Below are 20,327 nucleotides of genomic sequence, written 5' to 3'. Positions count from 1 at the left end.
ACTTCAGGTACTCCACGAGCTTCTCGTCGTTCGGCATCGCCGCAAACCTTCCTGGTCAGCTCTCGGTACGTCGGCCGAGTTCGTTGTCGATGAAGGCGAGGACCTCGTCGGTGCTCGCGGCGCTGAGGCGGTCGGCCACCGCCGTCTCCTCCTGGGGCGCGGCGGATCCGCCGTACTGGGCGAGGAGGTTGCGCAGCCGGGCCAGGGCGCCCGACTGTGCGAGGTCGTCGTGGGTGCCGGCGGCGAGGGCCGCCTCCAGCCGGTCGAGTTCGGCGGTGATCGCCGGGGTCTCGGGGGCGGCGCCCAGCAGTTCGCCGGCCAGCTGGTCGGCGAGTTCCTGCGGGGTCGGGTGGTCGAACACCAAGGTGGCGGCGAGCTTCAGGCCGGTCGCCGACGACAGGCTGTTGCGCAGTTCCACCGCGGTGAGCGAGTCGAAGCCGAGCGAGCGGAACTCCTTGTCGGCGTCGATCGCGGCAGGTGTGGCGTGCCCGAGGACGCCGGCGGCGTGTCCGCACACCAGGTCCAGCAGGTACTTCGCGCCCTCCTCGGGCGGCAGCTCGGCGAGCAGGCCCGCCAGGTCGGGTGCGGCCCCGGTCGTGCCGCCGCCTGCGGTGCGCTTGCCGCCGCGCACCAGGCCGCGCAGCACCGCCGCGACCTCGACGGGCCGTTCGGTGCGACCGGTGGCGATCAGCGCGGGCACCAGCAGCGCGTCCTCGCGGGCGATGGCGTCGTCGAACAGCGCGAGGCCCTGTGCCTCGGACAGCGGTGGCATCCCGGAGCGTCCGAGGCGGTCCATGGCGCCCTCGGCGAGGTGGGCGGTCATGCCGCTGTCCTGCGCCCACGGCCCCCACGCCAGGGAGGTGGCGGCGAGGCCGAGGCCGTGCCGGTGGGCGGCGAGGGCGTCGAGGAAGGCGTTGGCCGCCGCGTAGTTGGCCTGTCCGGCGGCGCCGGTGACACCGGCCACCGACGAGTACAGGACGAACGCCGCCAAGCGGTGCTCGCGGGTCGCCTCGTGCAGGTTCCAGGCGCCGTCGACCTTGGGGCGCAGCACCGCGTCGAGCCGTTCGGGGGTCAGGGAGCCGATCACGCAGTCGTCGAGCACCCCCGCCGTGTGCACCACCGCCGTCAGCGCGGGCACCGACGCGACCAGCTCGGCGACCTCGGCACGGTCGGCGACGTCGCACGCGGCGACGGTCACCTCAGCGCCGTATCCAGCGAGTTCCGCGCGCAGCGCCTCGGCCTCCGGCGCGTCCGGCCCCCGGCGGGATACGAGCAGCAGGTCCCTGACGCCGCGTCGCGTCACCAGGTGGCGGGCGAGTGCGGCGCCTAGGCCGCCGAGGCCGCCGGTGATCAGGACGGTACCGTCCGGGTCCCAGTCGCGCGGTGTGCCGTCGCCGGTGACCCGGGCGAGCCGTCCGACCAGCACCTCGCCGTCGCGTACGACGACCTGGGTCTCGCCGGAGTCGAGCAGCGCGGGCGCGAGCGGCAGGGCGGCCGCCGGGTCGTTGCTCTCGACGAGCAGGAGCCGGCCGGGGTTCTCGGACTGCGCCGAGCGCGCCAGGCCCCACACGGTGGCCGCCGCGAGGTCGCCGGGGCGGGTGGTGAACACCAGGCGGGCGTCGGCGTACCGGTCGTCTTCGAGGAAGTCCCGTACGACGGCCAGGGCGCGCCCGGCGAGCGCGTGCGCCTCGCCCGGCACGTCGCCGTCGCGGGCGGCCTCCAGGGCGAGGGCGACCACGTCGGGCACGGTGGTGCCGACCTCGGCGAGGTCCGTCACCCGTGCCACGGTCGGCGCACCGGCCGCGTCGAGCTGCGCGGGCACCCAGTCGAGCCGGAACAGGTCCTTCTGCGCGGCGCGTTCGGCGAGGGGGGCGCCGAAGGTGACCGACCGGGCGGAGAGGACCGGCGCTCCGTTGCCGTCGGCGGCGGCGAACGAGCCGTCCGCGCCCCACCGCACGCGCAGCGCCGAGGCGCCGACGGCGTGCAGGGAGACACCGTGCCACTCCAGGGGCACCCGGTCCGCCTCGCCGTCCCGCACGGCGCAGTCCAGCAGCGCCGGGTGCACGCCGTAGAACTGGGCGTCGGCGGCGCCTTCGGGGAGTTCGACGGGCGTCCAGCCGTCGCCCGTGAAGTCGGCGACATGCTCGCCCGGTGCGAGGACGCCGGAGGCGAGCGGAGTCCAGGGCCCGTCGCCGTCGGCGCGTGAGTGAACGGTCAGCTCCCGTTTGCCGTCGCCGTCGGGTGCGCCCACCCACACCTGGAGCACGCCCGCTGTCAGCGGGGCGGTGACGGTGAGGGACTCGACGGTGCCGAGGCCCACCTGGTCGGCGGCGCGGAACGCGATCTCGGCGAACGCGGTCTCGGGGAAGCCGACCGGGAGCCGGTTGGTGAACACCACCGCGTCCGCCCCGGCGACGGCCATGGCGGCGCCGAGGATGGGGTGGTCGACGGGGCCGAGACCGACGGCGCTCACGTCGCCGGTCTGCCGCAGCGGCGTCGGCCAGTAGCGCTCGTGCTGGAAGGCGTACGTCGGCAGCGCGACCCGGCGTGCGCCGGTGCCCTCGAACAGGGGCGTCCAGTCGACGTGCACGCCCGTGACGTGCAGCCGGGCGAGTGCGGTGAGCAGGGCGGTGGGTTCGTCCCGGTCGCCGCGCAGCAGCGGGATCGCCGCGGCGGAGGCGGACTCGGTGATCAGGGCCGAGAGCACACCGGTGGGACCTATCTCCAGGACCGTGTCCGTGCCTGCGGCTTCGAGCGCGGCGACGCCGTCGGCGAAGCGGACGGTCTCACGGACGTGGCGGACCCAGTAGTGCGGCGAGCACAGCTCGTCGCCGGTGACGAGGTGTCCGGTCAGGTTGGACACCACGGGGATCTGCGGCGGGGCGAACGACAGGTCCGCGAGCAGCTCACGGAAGTCGTCGAGCATCGGCTCCATCAGCGGCGAGTGGAAGGCGTGGCTGACCGGCAGCCGCTTGGTCTTCCGCCCGTTCTTCGCGAAGTCGTCGGCGATCTGCCGGGCCTCGCTCTCGTCACCGGCGAGCACGACGGAGTCGGGTCCGTTGACGGCGGCGATCGAGACGCTCGCGGTGAGGAGCCGGGCCACCTCGTCCTCGGTCGCCTGGATCGCGATCATCGCGCCGCCCGCGGGCAGCGCCTGCATCAGCCGGGCGCGCGCGGTGACCAGCGTGGCCGCGTCCTTCAGCGTGAGCACGCCGGCGACATGCGCGGCGGCGATCTCGCCGACGGAGTGCCCACCGACGAAGGCGGGCCGGACGCCGTAGGACTCGACGAGCCGGTAGAGGGCGACCTCGACGGCGAACAGCGCGGGCTGGGTGTGCCCGGTCCGGTTCAGCGCCTCCTCGTCCTCGCCCCAGATCACGTCGCGCAGCCCCGGCTCCAGGAGCGCCAGCACCTCGTCCAGCGCGGCACGGAACACCGGGAACCGGTCGTACAACTCCCGTCCCATGCCCAGGCGTTGGGCTCCCTGGCCGGAGAACAGCACGGCGAGTTCGGGCCGTCCGGCGCGGCCGCGGGCGATCTCGTGGCCGTCCAGGAGTACGGCGCGGTGCTCGAACCGGGACCGGTCGAGCAGGGAGAGTCCGACGTCGAGCGGGTCGGCCTCGACCGCGCGGAGCCGGGTGAGCTGGGCGTCCAGCGCCGCTTCGGACTTGGCGGAGACGGTCCAGGCGGTCGGCGGTCGTGCCGTGTCGGGGCGGGGGGCCGGCGCCTGCCGGCCGGACCGCGGCGTCTCCTCCAGGATGACGTGCGCGTTGGTGCCGCTGAGGCCGAACGAGGAGACGCCCGCGCGGCGCGGCCGGTCCGCGGTGGGCCAGGGGGTGGCCTCGGTGAGCAGGGACACCGATCCGGCGGACCAGTCGACGTGGGTGGTCGGCTCGGTGACGTTCAGGGTGCTCGGGAGCACCTCGTGGCGCAGCGCCATCACCATCTTGATCACCCCGGCGACGCCGGCGGCGGCCTGGGTGTGGCCGATGTTCGACTTGATCGAGCCGAGCAGCAGCGGCCGATCGGCGTCGCGGTCCTGGCCGTAGGCGGCGATGAGGGCCTGGGCCTCGATGGGGTCGCCGAGGGTGGTGCCGGTGCCGTGCGCCTCGACGGCGTCCACGTCGGCGGCGGTGAGCCCGGCGGAGGCCAGCGCCTGCCGGATCACCCGCTGCTGCGAGGGACCGTTGGGCGCGGTCAGACCGTTGGACGCACCGTCCTGGTTGATCGCCGAACCGCGTACGACGGCGAGCACCTCGTGCCCGTTGCGCACGGCGTCGGAGAGCCGCTCGACGACGAGCACGCCGATGCCCTCGGACCAGGCGGTGCCGTCCGCGCTGTCGGAGAACGGCTTGCAGCGGCCGTCGGGGGCGAGCCCGCTCTGCAGGCTGAACTCCATGAACGCGCCGGGCGCCGACATCACCTGCACCCCGCCGGCCAGCGCCAGCGAGCACTCCCCGCCGCGCAGCGCCTGCACGGCCAGGTGCAGGGAGACGAGCGCCGAGGAGCAGGCCGTGTCGACCGTCATCGACGGGCCTTCGAGGCCCAGCGCGTAGGACAGCCGGCCGGCGATGACGCTCGGCGAGGTGCCGGTGCCGGAGTAACCCTCCAGGGACTGCTCGGAGTTGAGCATCAGGTGCGCGTAGTCCTGCCCGGAGGCGCCGATGTAGACGCCGGTACGGGTGCCGCGCAGCGCCACCGGGTCGATGCCGGTGCGCTCCAGGGCCTCCCAGGAGGTCTCCAGGACGAGGCGCTGGTGCGGGTCCATGGACACGGCCTCGCGGGGCGAGATGCCGAAGAACGCGGCGTCGAAGTCGGCGATGCCCTCGATGAAGCCGCCCTGTCCGGTGACGCTGCGGCCGGCGCCCTCGCCGACCAGGTTCTCGTCCCAGCCCCGGTCGGTGGGGAACGGCGTGATCGCGTCACGGCCCTGGGCGACCAGCTCCCACAGGTCCTCGGGGCCGTCGACGCCGCCGGGGAAGCGGCAGGCGATGCCGACGATCGCGATCGCCTCGCCGTCGTGCCGTGCCGCGACGGACGGCAGGTCGGGCTCGTCGGCGCCTGCCGGGCCGCCGAACACCTCGGCGACCAGGTACTCGCCGAGTGCCTGCGGGGTCGGGTAGTCGAACACCAGGGTCGCGGGCAGGGTCAGGCCGGTCGCCGCGCCGAGGCGGTTGCGCAGTTCCACCGAGGTGAGCGAGTCGAAGCCGAGGGCGCGGAACTCGCGGTCGGCGTCCACGGCGTCCGGCGAGGCGTGCCCGAGCACCGCTGCCGCCTCGCCGCGCACCACGTCGACGAGGGCGCGCACCCGGTCGGCGGGGCGGGCGTCGTCGAGGCGCCGCAGCGCCCCTGCCGCCGTGCCGCCCGAGGTGGCCGTACGGCGGCCCCGCAGCAGGTTGCGCAGCAGCGGCGGCACGAAGCCGGTGGTGACGGTGCCGGTGATGACGCGGGCCGGCACCAGCAGCGGTTCGTCGACCGCGGTCGCCGCGTCGAACAGGGCGAGGCCGTGCTCCAGGGGCATCGGCGGCATGCTGGACTTCTCCAGCCGCTCCAGCGCCGCCGCGTCCATCGTGCGGGTCATGCCGGCCTCGGAACTCCACGCGCCCCACGCGAGGGAGAGCGCGGGCAGCCCGAGCGAGCGCCGGTACTGGGCGAGGGCGTCGAGGAAGGCGTTGCCCGCCGCGTAGTTGCCCTGCCCCGCGGTGCCGAGCACGCCGGACACCGACGAGTACAGGACGAACGCCGCGAGGTCCTTGTCCCGGGTCAGCTCGTGCAGGTTCCAGGCGGCGTCCGCCTTGGGCCGCAGCACCGCGCCGAGCCGGTCCGGGGTGAGCGAGGCGATCACGCCGTCGTCCAGCACACCGGCCGTGTGGACGACCGCGGTGAGGTCGTCCACGCCGTCCAGGACGGCCGCGAGCGCGTCCCGGTCGGCGGCGTCGCACGCGGCGACGGTGACGTCGGCGCCGTGGGCCAGCAGTTCGGCCTGCAGCTCCAGCGCGCCGGGCGCATCCAGACCGCGTCGGCTGAGCAGCAGCAGCCTGCGGGCACCGCGCTCGACGAGGTGGCGGGCGAGTTCCGCGCCGAGCCCGCCGGTGCCGCCGGTGATCAGGACCGTGCCGTCGGGGTCCCAGCCGCCCGGCACGGTGATGACGATCTTGCCGATGTGCTGGGCGCGGCTCATGTACCGGAACGCGTCCCGGGCCCGCCGTACGTCCCAGGTGCTGATCGGCAGCGGCTCCAGGACACCCTGGTCGAACAGCTCGACGAGGGCGAGCAGCATCCGCTGGATGTGGTCGGGGTGGGCCTCGCCGAGGTCGAAGGGCCGGTAGGCGATGCCGGGCGGGTCCTCGCGCAGGTCGGTCTTGCCCATCTCCAGGAACCGGCCGCCCGCGCCGAGCAGGCGCAGCGAGGCGTCGATGAACTCGCCGGTCAGCGCGTTGAGTACGACGTCGATGCCCTGGCCGGACCGACTGGACCGACTGGACCGACCGGCCTGGGCGAACTTGGTCTCGAACGCGGTGTCGCGGGAGGAGGCGATGTGGTCGTCGTCGAGGCCGAGGCCGCGCAGCACGTCCCACTTGCCCTCGCTCGCGGTGGCGAAGACCTCGGCACCGAGGTGCCGGGCGACCTGGACGGCCGCCATGCCGACGCCGCCGGCACCGGCGTGGACGAGCACCTTCTCGCCGGGGCGGACCTGGCCGAGTTCGACGAGGGCGTAGTACGCGGTGAGGAACACCAGCGGTACGGAGGCGCCCTGTTCGAAGGTCCAGCCGTCGGGGAGCCGCGTGAGGTAGCGCTCGTCGATGACGCCGAGCGGGGCCATGCCGCCGAACAGCATGCCGAAGACCGGGTCGCCGGGTCGCAGCCCGGTCACCTCGGGGCCGGTCTCGACGACGACGCCCGCCGCCTCGGCGCCGAACGAGCCCGCCTCGCCCGGGTACATGCCGAGTGCGTTGAGGACGTCGCGGAAGTTGAGGCCGGCCGCGCGGATGGCGACGCGCACCTGCCGGCCGGTGAGGGGTTCGGCGACCTCGGGGCAGGGGGCGAGGGTCAGCGCGTCGACGCTGCCCTTGGCGGTGGTGTCGAGCCGCCACGGCACGCCCACGGGCGGCACGAGGGACGGTCCGCCGGCGATCCGGGCGAGTCGGCCGGCGTAGGTGACGCCGTCGCGCACGATCAGCTGCTGTTCCTCGCTGACCAGCATGCCGGGGCTGAGCTCGCCGCCGGCATCGAGGTCGACGAGCAGGAACCGGCCGGGGTTCTCGGCCTGGGCGCTGCGCACCAGGCCCCACACGGCGGCTGCGCCGAGGTCGGTGACGGGTTCGTCGCCGATGGCGGCGGCTCCGCGGGTCACGAACACCGTGCGCTGGTCGGCCTGTTGGAGGAGCTCCAGCACCCGGGCGGTCTCGGTGTGCGCGCAGGCCGCGTCGGTGCCGCCGGTGACCTCGACGATCCGTACGTCGGCGGCTTCGGCATCCGCGTCGGGGAGCGGTATGCGGGTCCACTCGACGCGGAACAGGGAGTCGCGCAGGTCGGCGCCGGGTGCGGGCCGTTCGGTGGACGGTCTGCGCACCACGAGGGACTTGGCCGACAGGACCGGGGCGCCCTCGGCGTCGACCGCGGTGACGGAGACGGCGTCGCCACCGGCGGGTGACAGCCGTACGCGTAGCCGCGACGGGCCGATGGCGTGCAGGGACACGCCGTTCCACTCGAAGGGCAGGCCCTGGCCCGCGCCCTCGACGAACGTGATGGCGTGCAGGGCGGAGTCCAGCAGGGCAGGGTGCACACCGAACCGGGCCGTGTCCTCGGCGTCGTCGGGCAGCGCGACCTCGACGTAGACGTCGCCGCCCGCGCGCCAGGCGGCCTTCAGGCCCCGGAACACCGGCCCGTAGGACAGGCCGGCCTCGCCCAGGGTGTCGTAGAAGCCGTCCAGGTCGACGGGGTGGGCTCCGGCGGGCGGCCATTGCGCGGTGTCGAGGGCGGCCTGGTGCGGGCCCTCGGCGAGGGTGCCGCTCGCGTGCTGGACCCAGGTGTCGGAGCCGGTCGGGCGGGAGTGGACGCTCACCGCGCGCCGGCCGCTGTCGTCGGGGGCGCCGACGCGGACCTGGACGGGCACGGCGTCGCGTTCGGGCAGGACCAGGGGTACGACGATGGTGAGTCCGTCCACGCGGTCGCAGCCGGTGACATCGCCGGCGCGGATGGCGAGGTCCAGGAACCCGGTGCCGGGGAACAGCACCGCCCCGCCGACGACATGGTCGGCGAGCCACGGTTGGAGCGCCGGGGACAGCCGGCCCGACAGCACCAGTTCGTCGGTGCCGGCGACGGACACCGAGGCGCCGAGCAGCGGGTGGCCGCCCGGGGCCAGCCCGTAAGCGGTGGGGTCGCCTGCGCGGCCGCCGACGGAGGCGCGGGGCCAGAAGCGCTGGTGGTCGAAGGCGTAGGTGGGCAGGTCGACGAGGCGGCCCTGCGGGAACCACGGCGCCCAGTCGACGGGCACGCCGTCGACGTGCAGCCGGGCGAGGGCGGTGGCCAGGGCGGTCGCCTCGGGACGGTCCCTGCGCAGCGCGGGCACGGCACCGTCGACGAGGACCGACAGCACGCCGTCGGGCCCGACCTCCAGGAACCTGGTGGCGCCCGCCGCGCGCAGCCGGTCCACGTTGTCGGCGAACCGCACCGCGTCCCGGACGTGGGCGACCCAGTACTCGGGGTCGGTGACATCGCCGCTGGTGAACAGCGGGATCGCGGGCTCGTGGAAGGAGAGCCCGGCGAGAGCCGTACGGAAGTCGTCGAGCATCGGGTCCATCAGCGGGGAGTGGAAGGCGTGCGACACCTTCAGCCGCTTGTGCTTCCACCGTTCGGCGATGCGCAGCGCCTCGTGCTCGTCGCCCGCGATGACGACGGAGTCGGGCCCGTTGACGGCGGCGACCGAGACGTTCGCGGTGAGGTGCGGGACGACCTCGGCCTCGGTGGCCTGTACGGCGACCATCGCGCCGCCGGGCGGCAGCGCGTCCATGAGGGCGGAGCGGGCGGTGACCAGTTCGGCGGCGTCGGCGAGCGACAGCACCCCGGCGGCATGGGCCGCGGCGATCTCGCCGATGGAGTGGCCGGCGAGGAGCGCGGGCCGGACGCCGAAGGACTCCAGGAGCCGGTACAGGGCGACTTCGACGGCGAACAGCGCGGGCTGGGTGTTCCCGGTGCGGTTCAGTGCCTCCGCGTCGTCGCCCCAGATGACGTCGCGGAGCGCCGGGTCGAGGTGGACGAGTACGTCGTCCAGGGCGGTGGCGAAGACCGGGAACCGCTCGTACAGCTCGCGGCCCATGCCGAGACGCTGGGAGCCCTGCCCGGAGAACAGAACGGCGAGGGTCTGCTCGGCCGCCACGCCGGAGGCGATCTCGGCGCCGTCGAGGAGCACCGCGCGGTGCTCGAACAGGGTCCGGGAGGTGACCAGCGAGTACCCGATGTCGGCGGGGTCGCCCGGGAGTTGGGCCGTCTTCTCGACCTGGGCGCGGAGCGAGGCGGGGGACTTCGCGGAGACGATCCACGGGGCCGGTGGCGCATGCTCGGGGGCGGGCGCGGCGCCCTGGCGGGCGGCGGGCGCCTCGGGGGCGGGCCGTTCCCGGGCGGGTGCCTCCTCCAGGATCACGTGCGCGTTGGTGCCGCTGATGCCGAAGGAGGAGACGCCGGCGCGGCGCGGCCGGCCGCCGGTCGCGGGCCAGTCCGTGGTCTCGGTCAGGAGCGATACGGCGCCGGTGGACCAGTCGATGTGCGACGACGGTTCGGTGACGTGGAGGGTCCGGGGCAGCACGCCGTGCCGCAGCGCCAGCACCGTCTTGATGACGCCGGCCGCGCCCGCCGCCGCCTGCGTGTGCCCCAGGTTCGACTTGACGGAGCCGAGCCGCAGCGGCCGGTCGGCGGGCCGGTCGTGGCCGTAGGCGGCGATGAGGGCCTGGGCCTCGATGGGGTCGCCGAGGGTGGTTCCGGTGCCGTGCGCCTCGACGGCGTCCACGTCGGCGGGCCGCAGTCCGCCGCTGGCCAGCGCCTGCCGGATGACGCGCTGCTGCGACGGACCGTTCGGCGCCGTGAGGCCGTTGGAGGCGCCGTCCTGGTTGAAGGCGGAGCCGCGTACGACGGCGAGGACCGGGTGCCCGGCAGCCACCGCGTCGGAGAGCCGCTCCACGACGAGGACGCCCACGCCCTCGGACCAGCCGGTGCCGTCGGCGTCGTCGGAGAACGCCTTGCACAGGCCGTCCGGGGCGAGCCCGCCCTGCCGGGAGAACCCGGAGAAGCTGGTCGGCGTCGCCATCACGGTCACCCCGCCGGCGAACGCGAGCGAGCACTCACCGGCCCGCAGTGCCTGCGCGGCGAGGTGCAGCGCGACCAGCGCCGAGGAGCATGCGGTGTCGACGGTGACGGCGGGCCCTTCGAGGCCCAGCGCGTAGGAGACGCGCCCGGAGATCACGCTGGCCGCGAGCCCGGTGCCGGCGTGGCCCTCCAGGTCCTCGTCGGAGGCCATCACGACGTGCTGGTAGTCCTGCCCGTTGGTGCCGTAGAACACGCCGGTGCGGCTGCCGCGCAGCGAGCCGGGGTCGACGCCGGCGCGTTCGACCGCCTCCCACGACGTTTCGAGGAGCAGCCGTTGCTGCGGGTCCATGGCGAGGGCCTCGCGGGGCGAGATGCCGAAGAAGGCGGGGTCGAAGTCCGCGACGCCGGTGAGGAATCCGCCGCGTCCGGTGGAGCTGGCGAGGGCGCCGAGGTCCCAGCCGCGGTCGGCCGGGAACTCGGTGATCGCGTCCCGTCCCTCGACGAGCAGCGTCCACAGGTCCTCGGGCGAGTCGATGCCGCCGGGGAAGCGGCAGGCCATGCCCACGATGGCGATGTCGTCCGTGGTGCGGACCACTTCGCTGTCGGCCAGGTCGGCGGCGGCCGGATCGGCCCCGGTGCCGAGGAGTTCGCCAAGTAGGAACTCGGCGAGCGCGCGGGGGCTGGGATGGTCGAAGACGAGCCCGGCGGGCAGCGCGAGCCCGGTGACCTCGGTGAGCTGGCCCCGCAGTTCGACGGCGGTGAGCGAGTCGAACCCGATGTCGCGGAACGCCTTGTCCGCGGCGACGGCCTCCTTGCCGGAGTGGCCGAGCACGGCCGCCGCCCGGGTACGCACCAAGTCCAGTACGGGTGCGATGCGTTCGCCGTCGGGCAGGGCGCGCAGGCTGCCGCGCAGGGCGGCGCCGGCGGACTCGCTGTCGCGCCGTGCGGCGTCGAGCGCGTCGAGCACGCCGCGCGCACCGGGCAGTTCGCCGAGGACCGGGGTGGGGCGCAGGCTCAACAGGGCGCTGAGCAGCTGCGGGTGACGCAAGTCGGCGACGACGGCGGTCGCGGCGGGTTCGACGACGACGTGCCGCAGGGCTTCGAGCGCGAGGGCGGGGTCGAGGCTGGTGGCGCCGGTCTGCCGGATGGCGGCCGCGGCGCGTTCGCCTCCGGCCATGCCGTCGCCGGCCCACGCTCCCCAGGCGACCGAGGTCGCGGCGAGACCGGCGGCGCGCCGGCGCTGGGCGAGGGCGTCGAGGACGGCGTTGGCGGCGGCGTAGTTGGCCTGCCCGGGGTTGCCGACCGCGCCGGCGACCGAGGAGAACAGCACGAAGGCGTCGAGGTCGCGTGCGCGGGTCAGCTCGTCGAGGACGAACGCGGCCTGCGCCTTGGCGCGGAAGACGTCGGCGAACCGCTCGGGCGCCAGGCCTTCCAGGACGCCGTCGTCGAGGACACCGGCGGCGTGGACCACGGCGGTGAGGTCGTCGATGCCGTCCAGCAGCGCGGCGACGGCCTCGCGGTCGGCGGCGTCGCAGGCGGCGATCACGATGTCCGCGCCGAGTCCGCCCAGTTCCGCGCGGAGCTCGGCGGCGCCGGGCGCGTCCGGGCCCCGGCGGCTGAGCAGGACGACGCGGGCGGCGCCCCGGGCGGCGAGGTCGCGGGCGACGTGGCGGCCGAGGGCGCCGGTGCCGCCGGTGACGACCACGGTGCCGGAGGGCTCCCACTCGGGGCCGCCGGGTGCGCGCGGCGCCACGACGACACGTCGGCCGAAGACACCGGAGTCGCGTACGGCGACCTGGTCCTCGGTCGAGCCGAGGACGGTCAGCAGGCGCCGTACGGCGCGTTCGTCGAGCTCTTCGGGCAGGTCGACGAGGCCGCCCCAGCGCCCGGGGTGTTCCAGGGCGGCGACCCGGCCGAGTCCCCAGACGCCGGCCTGCCACGGGTGGGCGACGGGGTCGGTGCGGCCGACGGACACCGCCGCGCGGGTCACGGCCCACAGGGGCGCGGTGATCCCGGCGTCACCGAGGGCTTGGAGGAGGGTGGCGGTGGCGACGGCCGGGGTCTGGTCGCCCGGGTCGTCGAGCGCCATCAAGGAGACGACGCCGGCGCATCGGCTCGTGTCGAACTCCGAGAGCAGCGCGGCGAGTTGGGCACGGTCGGCCGCCGCCGGGACATCCAGGCGGGTGGCATCGCCGAGGACGGTGACGACGGCGTCGGCCCACGGGTCGTCGGCCACGCGCTGCGGCACGGCGACCAGCCAGGGGCCCGTGGCGGGGGTGAGTCCGGTGACGGGCTGCCAGGTCTCGCGGTGCAGCCAGGAGTCCACGGTGGAGCGGGCCTTGCGCCGGCCGCGCCACGCGGACAGCGCGGGCAGCACGCCGTCGAGGGTGTCGGCGTCGAGGCCGAGGGTCGCGGACAGGGAGGCGACGTCCGCGCTCTCCACGGCGGCCCAGAACGCGGCGTCGGCCGGGTCCTGCACCATCGCCCCGGCGTCGGCGGTCTCGGGCCAGTACCGCTCGTGCTGGAACGGATAGGTCGGCAGGTCGACGAGGCGCCCGCCGGGGTAGCAGGGCGACCAGTCGACCTCGACGCCGCTGACGTGCAGCCGGGCGAGGGCGGTGAGCAGCGCGGTCGCCTCGTCGCGGTCCCGGCGCAGCACCGGCACCGCGTCCTCGACCAGCGCGGACAGCACGCCGTCGGGGCCGACCTCCAGGAACGCCGTCGCGCCCCGCTCCCGCAGCCGTACGACGTTGTCGTGGAAGCGGACCGCGTCGCGCACATGGCGCACCCAGTACTCGGGATCGGTGACGTCGCCGCTGGTCACGACCGGGATGCTCGGCTCCCGGAACGTCAGGTCGGCGATCGCGGCGCGGAAGTCCTCAAGCATGGGGTCCATGAGCGGCGAGTGGAACGCGTGGGACACCCGCAGCCGCGTCGCCTTGCGCCCGATGCCCTCGAAGTGGGCCGCGACCCGCGCCGCCTCGGTCTCGACTCCGGCCACGACCACGGAGTTGGGGCCGTTGACCGCGGCGATCGACACCTCGGGGGTGAGGTGCGGCAGGACCTCCTGTTCGGTGGCCCGGATCGCGATCATCGCGCCGCCGACGGGCAGCGCCTCCATCAGCCGGGAGCGGGCGGTGACGAGCCGGGCCGCGTCGGCCAGGTCGAGCACCCCGGCGACATGGGCGGCGGCGATCTCGCCGACGGAGTGCCCGGCCAGCAGCCGCGGCCTGACCCCGTAGGACTCGATCAACCGGTAGAGGGCGACCTCGACGGCGAACAGGGCGGGCTGGGTGTGCCCGGTCCGGTTCAGCGCCGCCTCGTCGTCCCCCCACATGACCTCGCGGACCGCCGGGTCGAGCCGGGCCAGCACCTCGTCCAGCGCGGCGGCGAAAACCGGCTGCCGTGCGTACAACTCCTGCCCCATGCCGAGGCGTTGGGCGCCCTGTCCCGAGAACAGCACGGCGAGAGACCGGTCGGCGGCGACGCCGGAGGCCAGTTCCGTGCCGTCGAGCAGCACCGCCCGGTGCTCGAACAGGGACCGGGAGGCAGCAAGCGAGTGCCCGATGTCGACGGGGTCGTCGCCCGTCAGCGCGCGCACCTGCTCGACCTGGGCCCGCAGCGCCGCCTCGGACTTGGCGGAGACGAGCCATGGCACCGGTTCCGTGCGGGGCCCGGCGGCCGGGGCGGCGGGTTCGGCGGGGCCCTGCTCCAGGATGATGTGCGCGTTGGTGCCGCTGAGGCCGAACGAGGAGACGCCCGCCCGGCGCGGCCGGTCCGCCTGCGGCCACGAGGTGTTGTCGGTGAGCAGCGAGACCGCGCCCGCCGACCAGTCGACGTGCGAGGACGGCTCGGTCACGTGCAGCGTCCTGGGCAGCACCCCGTGCCGCAGCGCCAGGACCGTCTTGATGACACCGGCGACACCCGCCGCCGCCTGGGTGTGCCCCAGGTTGGACTTGACGGCGCCCAGGTACAGCGGCGTCTCGCGGTCGCGTCCGTAGGCGGCGAGCAGCGCCTGTGCCTCGATCGGGTCGCCGAGCCGGGTGCCGGTGCCGTGCGCCTCCACGGCGTCCACGTCCGTCGCGGACAACCCGGCGTTCGCCAGCGCCTGCCGGATCACCCGCTGCTGCGCCGGACCGTTCGGCGCCGTGAGCCCGTTGGACGCACCGTCCTGGTTGACGGCCGACCCGCGCACCACGGCCAGGATCCGATGCCCGTTGCGCAGCGCATCCGACTGCCGTTCGAGTACGACGATGCCGACGCCCTCGGACCAGCCCGTGCCGTCGGCGTCGTCGGAGAAGGCACGGCAGCGGGCGTCGGCCGCGAGGCCGCCCTGGGCATTGAAGCCGGCGAAGTTCATCGGCGTCGACATGACCGTGACACCGCCGACCAGGGCGAGTGTGGACTCCCCGGAGCGCAGGGACTGCGCCGCGAGGTGCAGGGCGACCAGCGACGACGAGCAGGCGGTGTCGACGGTGAGGGCGGGCCCCTCGAAGCCGAACACGTACGACAGGCGGCCGGAGATCACGGCGGCGGCGAGGCCCGTGCTCGCATGGCCCTCGATGTCGCCGCGCGCTCGCAGGACGAGGTTCGTGTAGTCCTGGCCGTTGGTGCCGACGAACACACCGGTCCTGGTGCCGCGCAGGGTGGCGGCGTCGATGCCGGCGTGCTCGACCGCCTCCCACGCCACCTCCAGCAGCTGGCGCTGCTGCGGGTCCATGGCGAGGGCCTCGCGCGGGGAGATGCCGAAGAATCCGGCGTCGAACTCGGCGGCCCCGTACAGGAATCCGCCCTCGCCCGTGCCGCCCGCCGCGAGGGCGTCCTGCTCCCAGCCGCGGTCCGTGGGGAAGCCGGAGATGGCGTCCTCGCCGTCGTACAGCAGCCGCCACAGCTCCTCGGGCGAGCGCACTCCCCCGGGGAAACGGCAGCCCATGCCGACGATCACGATCGGGTCGTCGGCGTCGGCGACGTCCTGCGCCACCGCCTCCAACGCGCCGCTCTCACCGAGGAGTTCGGCCAGCAGGTGGTCGGCCAGCGCGGTCGGGGTCGGATAGTCGAAGATCAGGGTCGCGGGCAGGGCGAGCCCGGTCTCCGCGGTGAGGGCGTTGCGCAGCTCGATCGCGGTGAGCGAGTCGAAGCCGAGCGCGCGGAACTCCTTCTCCGCGCCCACTGCGTCGGCGGAGTCGTACCCGATGACCTTGGCGGCCTCGGTGCGCACGAGGTCGAGCAGCAGCCGCTGCCGTTCCTCGCCGGCCAGCCCGGCGAGCCGCTGGGCGGTGTCGCCGGACGCGGTGGCGGCGACGCGGCGCCCGGTGCGGGTGAGTCCGCGCAGCAGCGCCGGTACGGGGCCGCTGCCGCCGGAGGCGCCGGGGGCCAGGGGCGCGAGCAGCGGCTCGTCGGAGCGCAGCGCTGCGTCGAACAGGGCCAGGCCCTGGGCGACGGACAGCACGGGCATCCGGCGCAGGGCGGTGGCGTCCAGGGTGGCGGTCATGCCGGCGCCGGAGTCCCAGGCGCCCCACGCCAGCGACAGCGCGGGCAGGCCGAGGGAGCGGCGGTGCACGGCGAGCGCGTCCAGGTAGGTGTTGCCCGCCGCGTAGTTGGCCTGCCCGGCGGCGCCGAGCAGGCCGGACACCGACGAGTACAGGACGAACGCCGCGAGGTCCTTGTCCCGGGTCAGTTCGTGCAGATGCCAGGCCGCGTCGGCCTTGGGCCGCAGCACGGTATCGAGCCGGTCCGCGGTCAGCGAGCCGATGACGCCGTCGTCGAGCACGCCCGCCGTGTGGACGACGGCACGGAGGTCGTCGACGTCGGCCAGCAGCGCGGCCAGCGCCTCGCGGTCGCCGACGTCGCAGGACCGTACGGTCACCTCCGCACCCTGCGCGACGAGTTCGGCCCGCAGCTCCGCCGCCCCGGGCGCGTCCTGCCCTCGCCTGCTGACCAGCAGCAGCTTGCGGGCGCCGCGCTCCACGAGGTGCCGCGCCATGATCGCGCCGAGCCCGCCGGTGCCGCCGGTGACCAGGACGGTGCCGGTCCAGTCGGGAGCCTCGCCCTCGTACCGGGGAGCCTTGGCCAGCCGGCCAACGCGCAGCTCGCCGTCGTACACCACGACCTGTGTCTCACCGGCGTCGATGAGCGCGGGGAGACCCGGCAGGACGGCGGCCGACTCCGCCGACCCGTCGAGGTCGACGAGCAGGAACCGGCCCGGGTGCTCCGACTGCGCCGAGCGCACCAAGCCCCACACGGCGCCCGCCGACACGTCCTCGCCGGACACCGCGCCACGCGTCACGAACACCAGGCGCGCCCTCGTCGGCAGCCACTCCTGGACGATCTCCAGCGTCCGCGCGGCGAGTGCGTGTGCGGACTCGGGCCCGGGCTCCCCCATGAGGGGTACGAGGACCACGTCCGGGTCGTTGTTCACGTCCGGGTCGGCCCCGTCCGCCGACGACGACACGAAGTCCCGCACGTCGAGCCCGAAGGCGTCCTCCCCGAGCAGCGCCCAGCGCTCCCCGCCGGGCTCCGGCACCTCCTGGGGCACCCAGTCGAGCCGGAACAGCGAGTCCGCGTCGGTGCGCGCGGCGAGTTCGCCGACCTCCTCGACCGTGACACGGGCGGCGGAGAGCACGGGCGCGCCGGCCGGGTCGGCGGCGGCGAGCGTGATCCCACCGTCGTTCGCCGTCAGTCGCACGCGCAGCACGGCGGCGCCCGAGGCGTGCAGGCTGACGTCCTGCCAGTGGGTGGCCACGCCGTCGAGGCCCAGGTGGGCGGCGGCGTGCACGGCGGCGTCGAGCAGCGCGGGATGGATGCCGAACCCCTTGGCCTCGCCGGGCAGGGCTACCTCGGCGAACACCTCGTCACCGCGCCGCCAGACCGCCCTGAGGCCCTGGAACGCCTCGCCGTGGTCGGTGTCGTCGTAGAAGCCGTCGATGCCGACGACCTTGGCGCCCCGCGGCGGCCACACGGAGCCGTCGAACCGCTCGGTCCGCTCCCCGGGCGCGAGCACGCCCGTGGCGTGCTCGATCCAACCGCCCTCGCCGAGCCGCGAGTGGAACCGCAGCTCCCGCCGCCCGTCCGAGTCCGGCCGTCCGACCCACAACTGCACCTGCACGGGCGCCGCCTCGGGCAGCACCAGCGGGGCGACCGTGGTGAGTTCCTCGATCCGCTCGCAGCCGACCTGGTCCGCCGCACGCAACGCCAGCTCGACCACCCCGGCACTGGGGAACAGCGGCGCGTCCGCCAGCCACGGGTGCGTCGCCCGCGACAACCGCCCGGTCAGGATCAGCTCCCCGGACCCGGCGACGGTCATGGCGGCGCCGAGCAGGGGGTGGTCGGCGGGCGCGAGCCCCAGTCCGTGGGCGTCACCGGCGCTGACCGACACCGACGGCCAGTAGCGCTGCCGTTGGAAGGGGTAGGTGGGGAGGTCTGTGCGGCGGCCGCCCTCGTAGAACGGCGTCCAGTCGACGGCGGTGCCTGTCACGTGCAGGCGGGCCAGGGCGGTGACGAAGGCGGTGGGCTCGTCGAGGTTCTTGCGCTGCGCGGGGACGGCGAACGCGCCCGCGGCGGCGGCCATCGCGGACAGGACGCTGTCCGGGCCGATCTCCAGGAACGCCTTCGCACCGAGGGCGGTGACGTGGTCGTGGAAGCGGACCGTCTCGCGGACGTGGCGGACCCAGTACTCCGGGTCGGTCACATCGCCGCTGGTCACGATCGGGATCTGCGGCTCCCGGAATGTCAGCCCGGCGATGGCGGCACGGAAGTCGTCCAGCATCGGCTCCATCAGCGGCGAGTGGAAGGCGTGGGAGACCTTCAGCCGCTTGGTCCGGCGGTCACCGAAGACTTCGGCGATCCGCTCGACTGCAGCCTCGTCACCCGCGATCACCACTGAGGAGTGGCCGTTCACGGCCGCTATCGACACCAACTCGGTGAGCTGCGCGGCGACTTCCTCTTCGGTGGCCTCGATCGCCACCATCGCGCCCCCGGGCGGCAGCGCCTGCATCAGCGCCGCCCGCGCCGACACCAGCTTCGCCGCGTCCTCCAGGCTGAGGACACCCGCCACATGCGCCGCCGCGATCTCACCGATCGAATGACCGGCAAGGCTCTCCGCCTGCACGCCGAAGGACTCGGCCAGCCGGTACAGCGCGACTTCGAAGGCGAACAACGCCGGTTGCGTGCAACCGGTCCGGTTCAGGGCTTCCTCGTCCTCGCCCCACATCACGTCCCGCAGCGCCGGGTCGAGATGAGCCAGTACGGCGTCCAGTGCCTCGGCGAAGACCGGGAACCGCTCGTACAACTCCCGCCCCATGCCGAGCCGTTGAGACCCCTGCCCGGAAAAGAGCACGGCCGTCGGCTTCACGCCGCCCGCCACTCCCCTGGCTATCTCCTCGCCGTCCAGCAGCACGGCCCGGTGCTCGAACAACGACCGCGTGGTCGCCAGGGAGAAGCCGATGTCGGCCGCGTCGCCCTCGATACCCCGCAGCGCCCCGACCTGCTCGCTCAACGCCTCATCGGACTTGGCCGAGACGATCCACGGCACCGCGTGCGCAGGGCGAGCCGCGGGCTCAGGGACGTCCGCCGCGGGCGCCTGCTCCAGGATCACGTGTGCGTTGGTGCCGCTGACGCCGAAGGACGAGACGGCGGCGCGGCGCGGATGGTCCGTGGTGGGCCACTCGGTGTCGGTGGTGGCCAGCTGCACCGAACCGGTGTCCCAGTCGATGTGTGTGGACGGTCGCGAGACGTGCAGAGTCCGCGGCACGACGCCGTGGCGCATGGCCATGACCATCTTGATGACACCGGCGACACCGGCGGCGGCCTGGGTGTGCCCGATGTTGGACTTCACGGAGCCCAGGTAGAGCGGTACGTCACGGTCCTGGCCGTAGGTGGCGAGGAGGCTGCGGGCCTCGATGGGGTCGCCGAGGGGGGTGCCGGTGCCGTGGGCCTCGACGACGTCCACCTCGGCGGCGGCCACCCCGGCGCGGTCCAGGGCCTGGCGGATGACGCGCTGCTGGGCACGGCCGTTGGGGGCGGTGAAGCCGTTGGAGGCGCCGTCGGAGTTGACCGCGCTGCCGCGCACCACGGCGAGCACCGGGTGCCCGTGGGCGATGGCGTCGGAGAGGCGTTCCAGCATCAGCATGCCGACGCCCTCGGACCAGCCGGTGCCGTCGGCGTCGTCGGAGAACGCCTTGCAGCGGCCGTCGCGCGCGAGGCCACCGGCGCGGCTGAACTCGACGAGCGAACCGGGCGTGCACATCACGTTGACGCCGCCGGCGAGCGCCAGGGTGCACTCTCCGGCGCGCAGGGCGTGCACGGCGAGGTGCAGTGACACCAGCGAGGACGAGCAGGCGGTGTCGACGGTGACGGTGGGGCCCTCCAGGCCGAGGGCGTAGGAGATGCGGCCGGACTCGGCGGAGGCGGCGATGCCGGTGCCGACGTCGCCGGTGGCGTCGTCGAGGCCGCGGATCAGCAGGTGTTGGTAGTCCTGGCCGTTGGTGCCGACGAACACGCCGGTGCGGGAGCCGCGCAGGGTGGTCGGGTCGATGCCCGCGCGTTCGATGGCCTCCCAGGAAGTCTCGAGGAGCAGCCGTTGCTGCGGGTCCATGGTGACCGCTTCGCGCGGCGAGATGCCGAAGAAGCCGGGGTCGAACTCGGCGAGGGCGGGCAGGAAGCCGCCCTGGACGCTCAGGCTGTTGCCGCGCTCGTCGACCTCGCCGCCCAGCAGCGAGGCGATGTCCCAGCCCCGGTTGGTGGGGAAGCCGGTGATGGCGTCGCGCCCGGCGGCCACGAGCTCCCACAGCTGTTCCGGGGAGTCGATGCCGGCCGGGAAGCGGCAGGCCATGCCGACGATCGCGACCGGCTCGGTGGCGGCGGCGACCAGTTGCCGGTTCTGCCTGCGCAGCCGCTCCGCGTCCTTCATCGCGGCGCGCAGTGCCTCGACAACCTTCTCGCTGGAGGTGTTCATCCATCAGCTCCGTCGTCCGCAGTCATCCGAAGTCGTCCGACCGCCATTGCAGCAGCCAACCCAGTAGCGATTT

General features: G+C 74.6%; 1 protein-coding gene. It reads right to left on the bottom strand.

Going from position 1 to position 20,327, the window contains the following annotated elements; all coding sequences use genetic code 11:
* Nucleotides 1-55: 55 nt before the first annotated feature.
* Nucleotides 56-20,254 (bottom strand): type I polyketide synthase, encoded by a 20,199-nt coding sequence (locus ACTMVF_RS18070; RefSeq protein WP_441272069.1) that lies wholly within the window; start codon nt 20,252-20,254, stop codon nt 56-58.
* Nucleotides 20,255-20,327: the final 73 nt, after the last annotated feature.

The organism is Streptomyces sp. SD31 (genome assembly GCF_052068475.1).
GTDB lineage: Bacteria > Actinomycetota > Actinomycetes > Streptomycetales > Streptomycetaceae > Streptomyces.
The sequence above is the reverse complement of the archived record's forward strand: the minus strand, read 5'-3'. Positions and strand labels throughout refer to the sequence as shown.

Coding starts and splice junctions, on each gene's coding strand:
- ACTMVF_RS18070 (WP_441272069.1), bottom strand. CDS start 20,254: ATGAACACCTCCAGCGAGAAGGTTGTCGAGGCACTGCGCGCCGCGATG.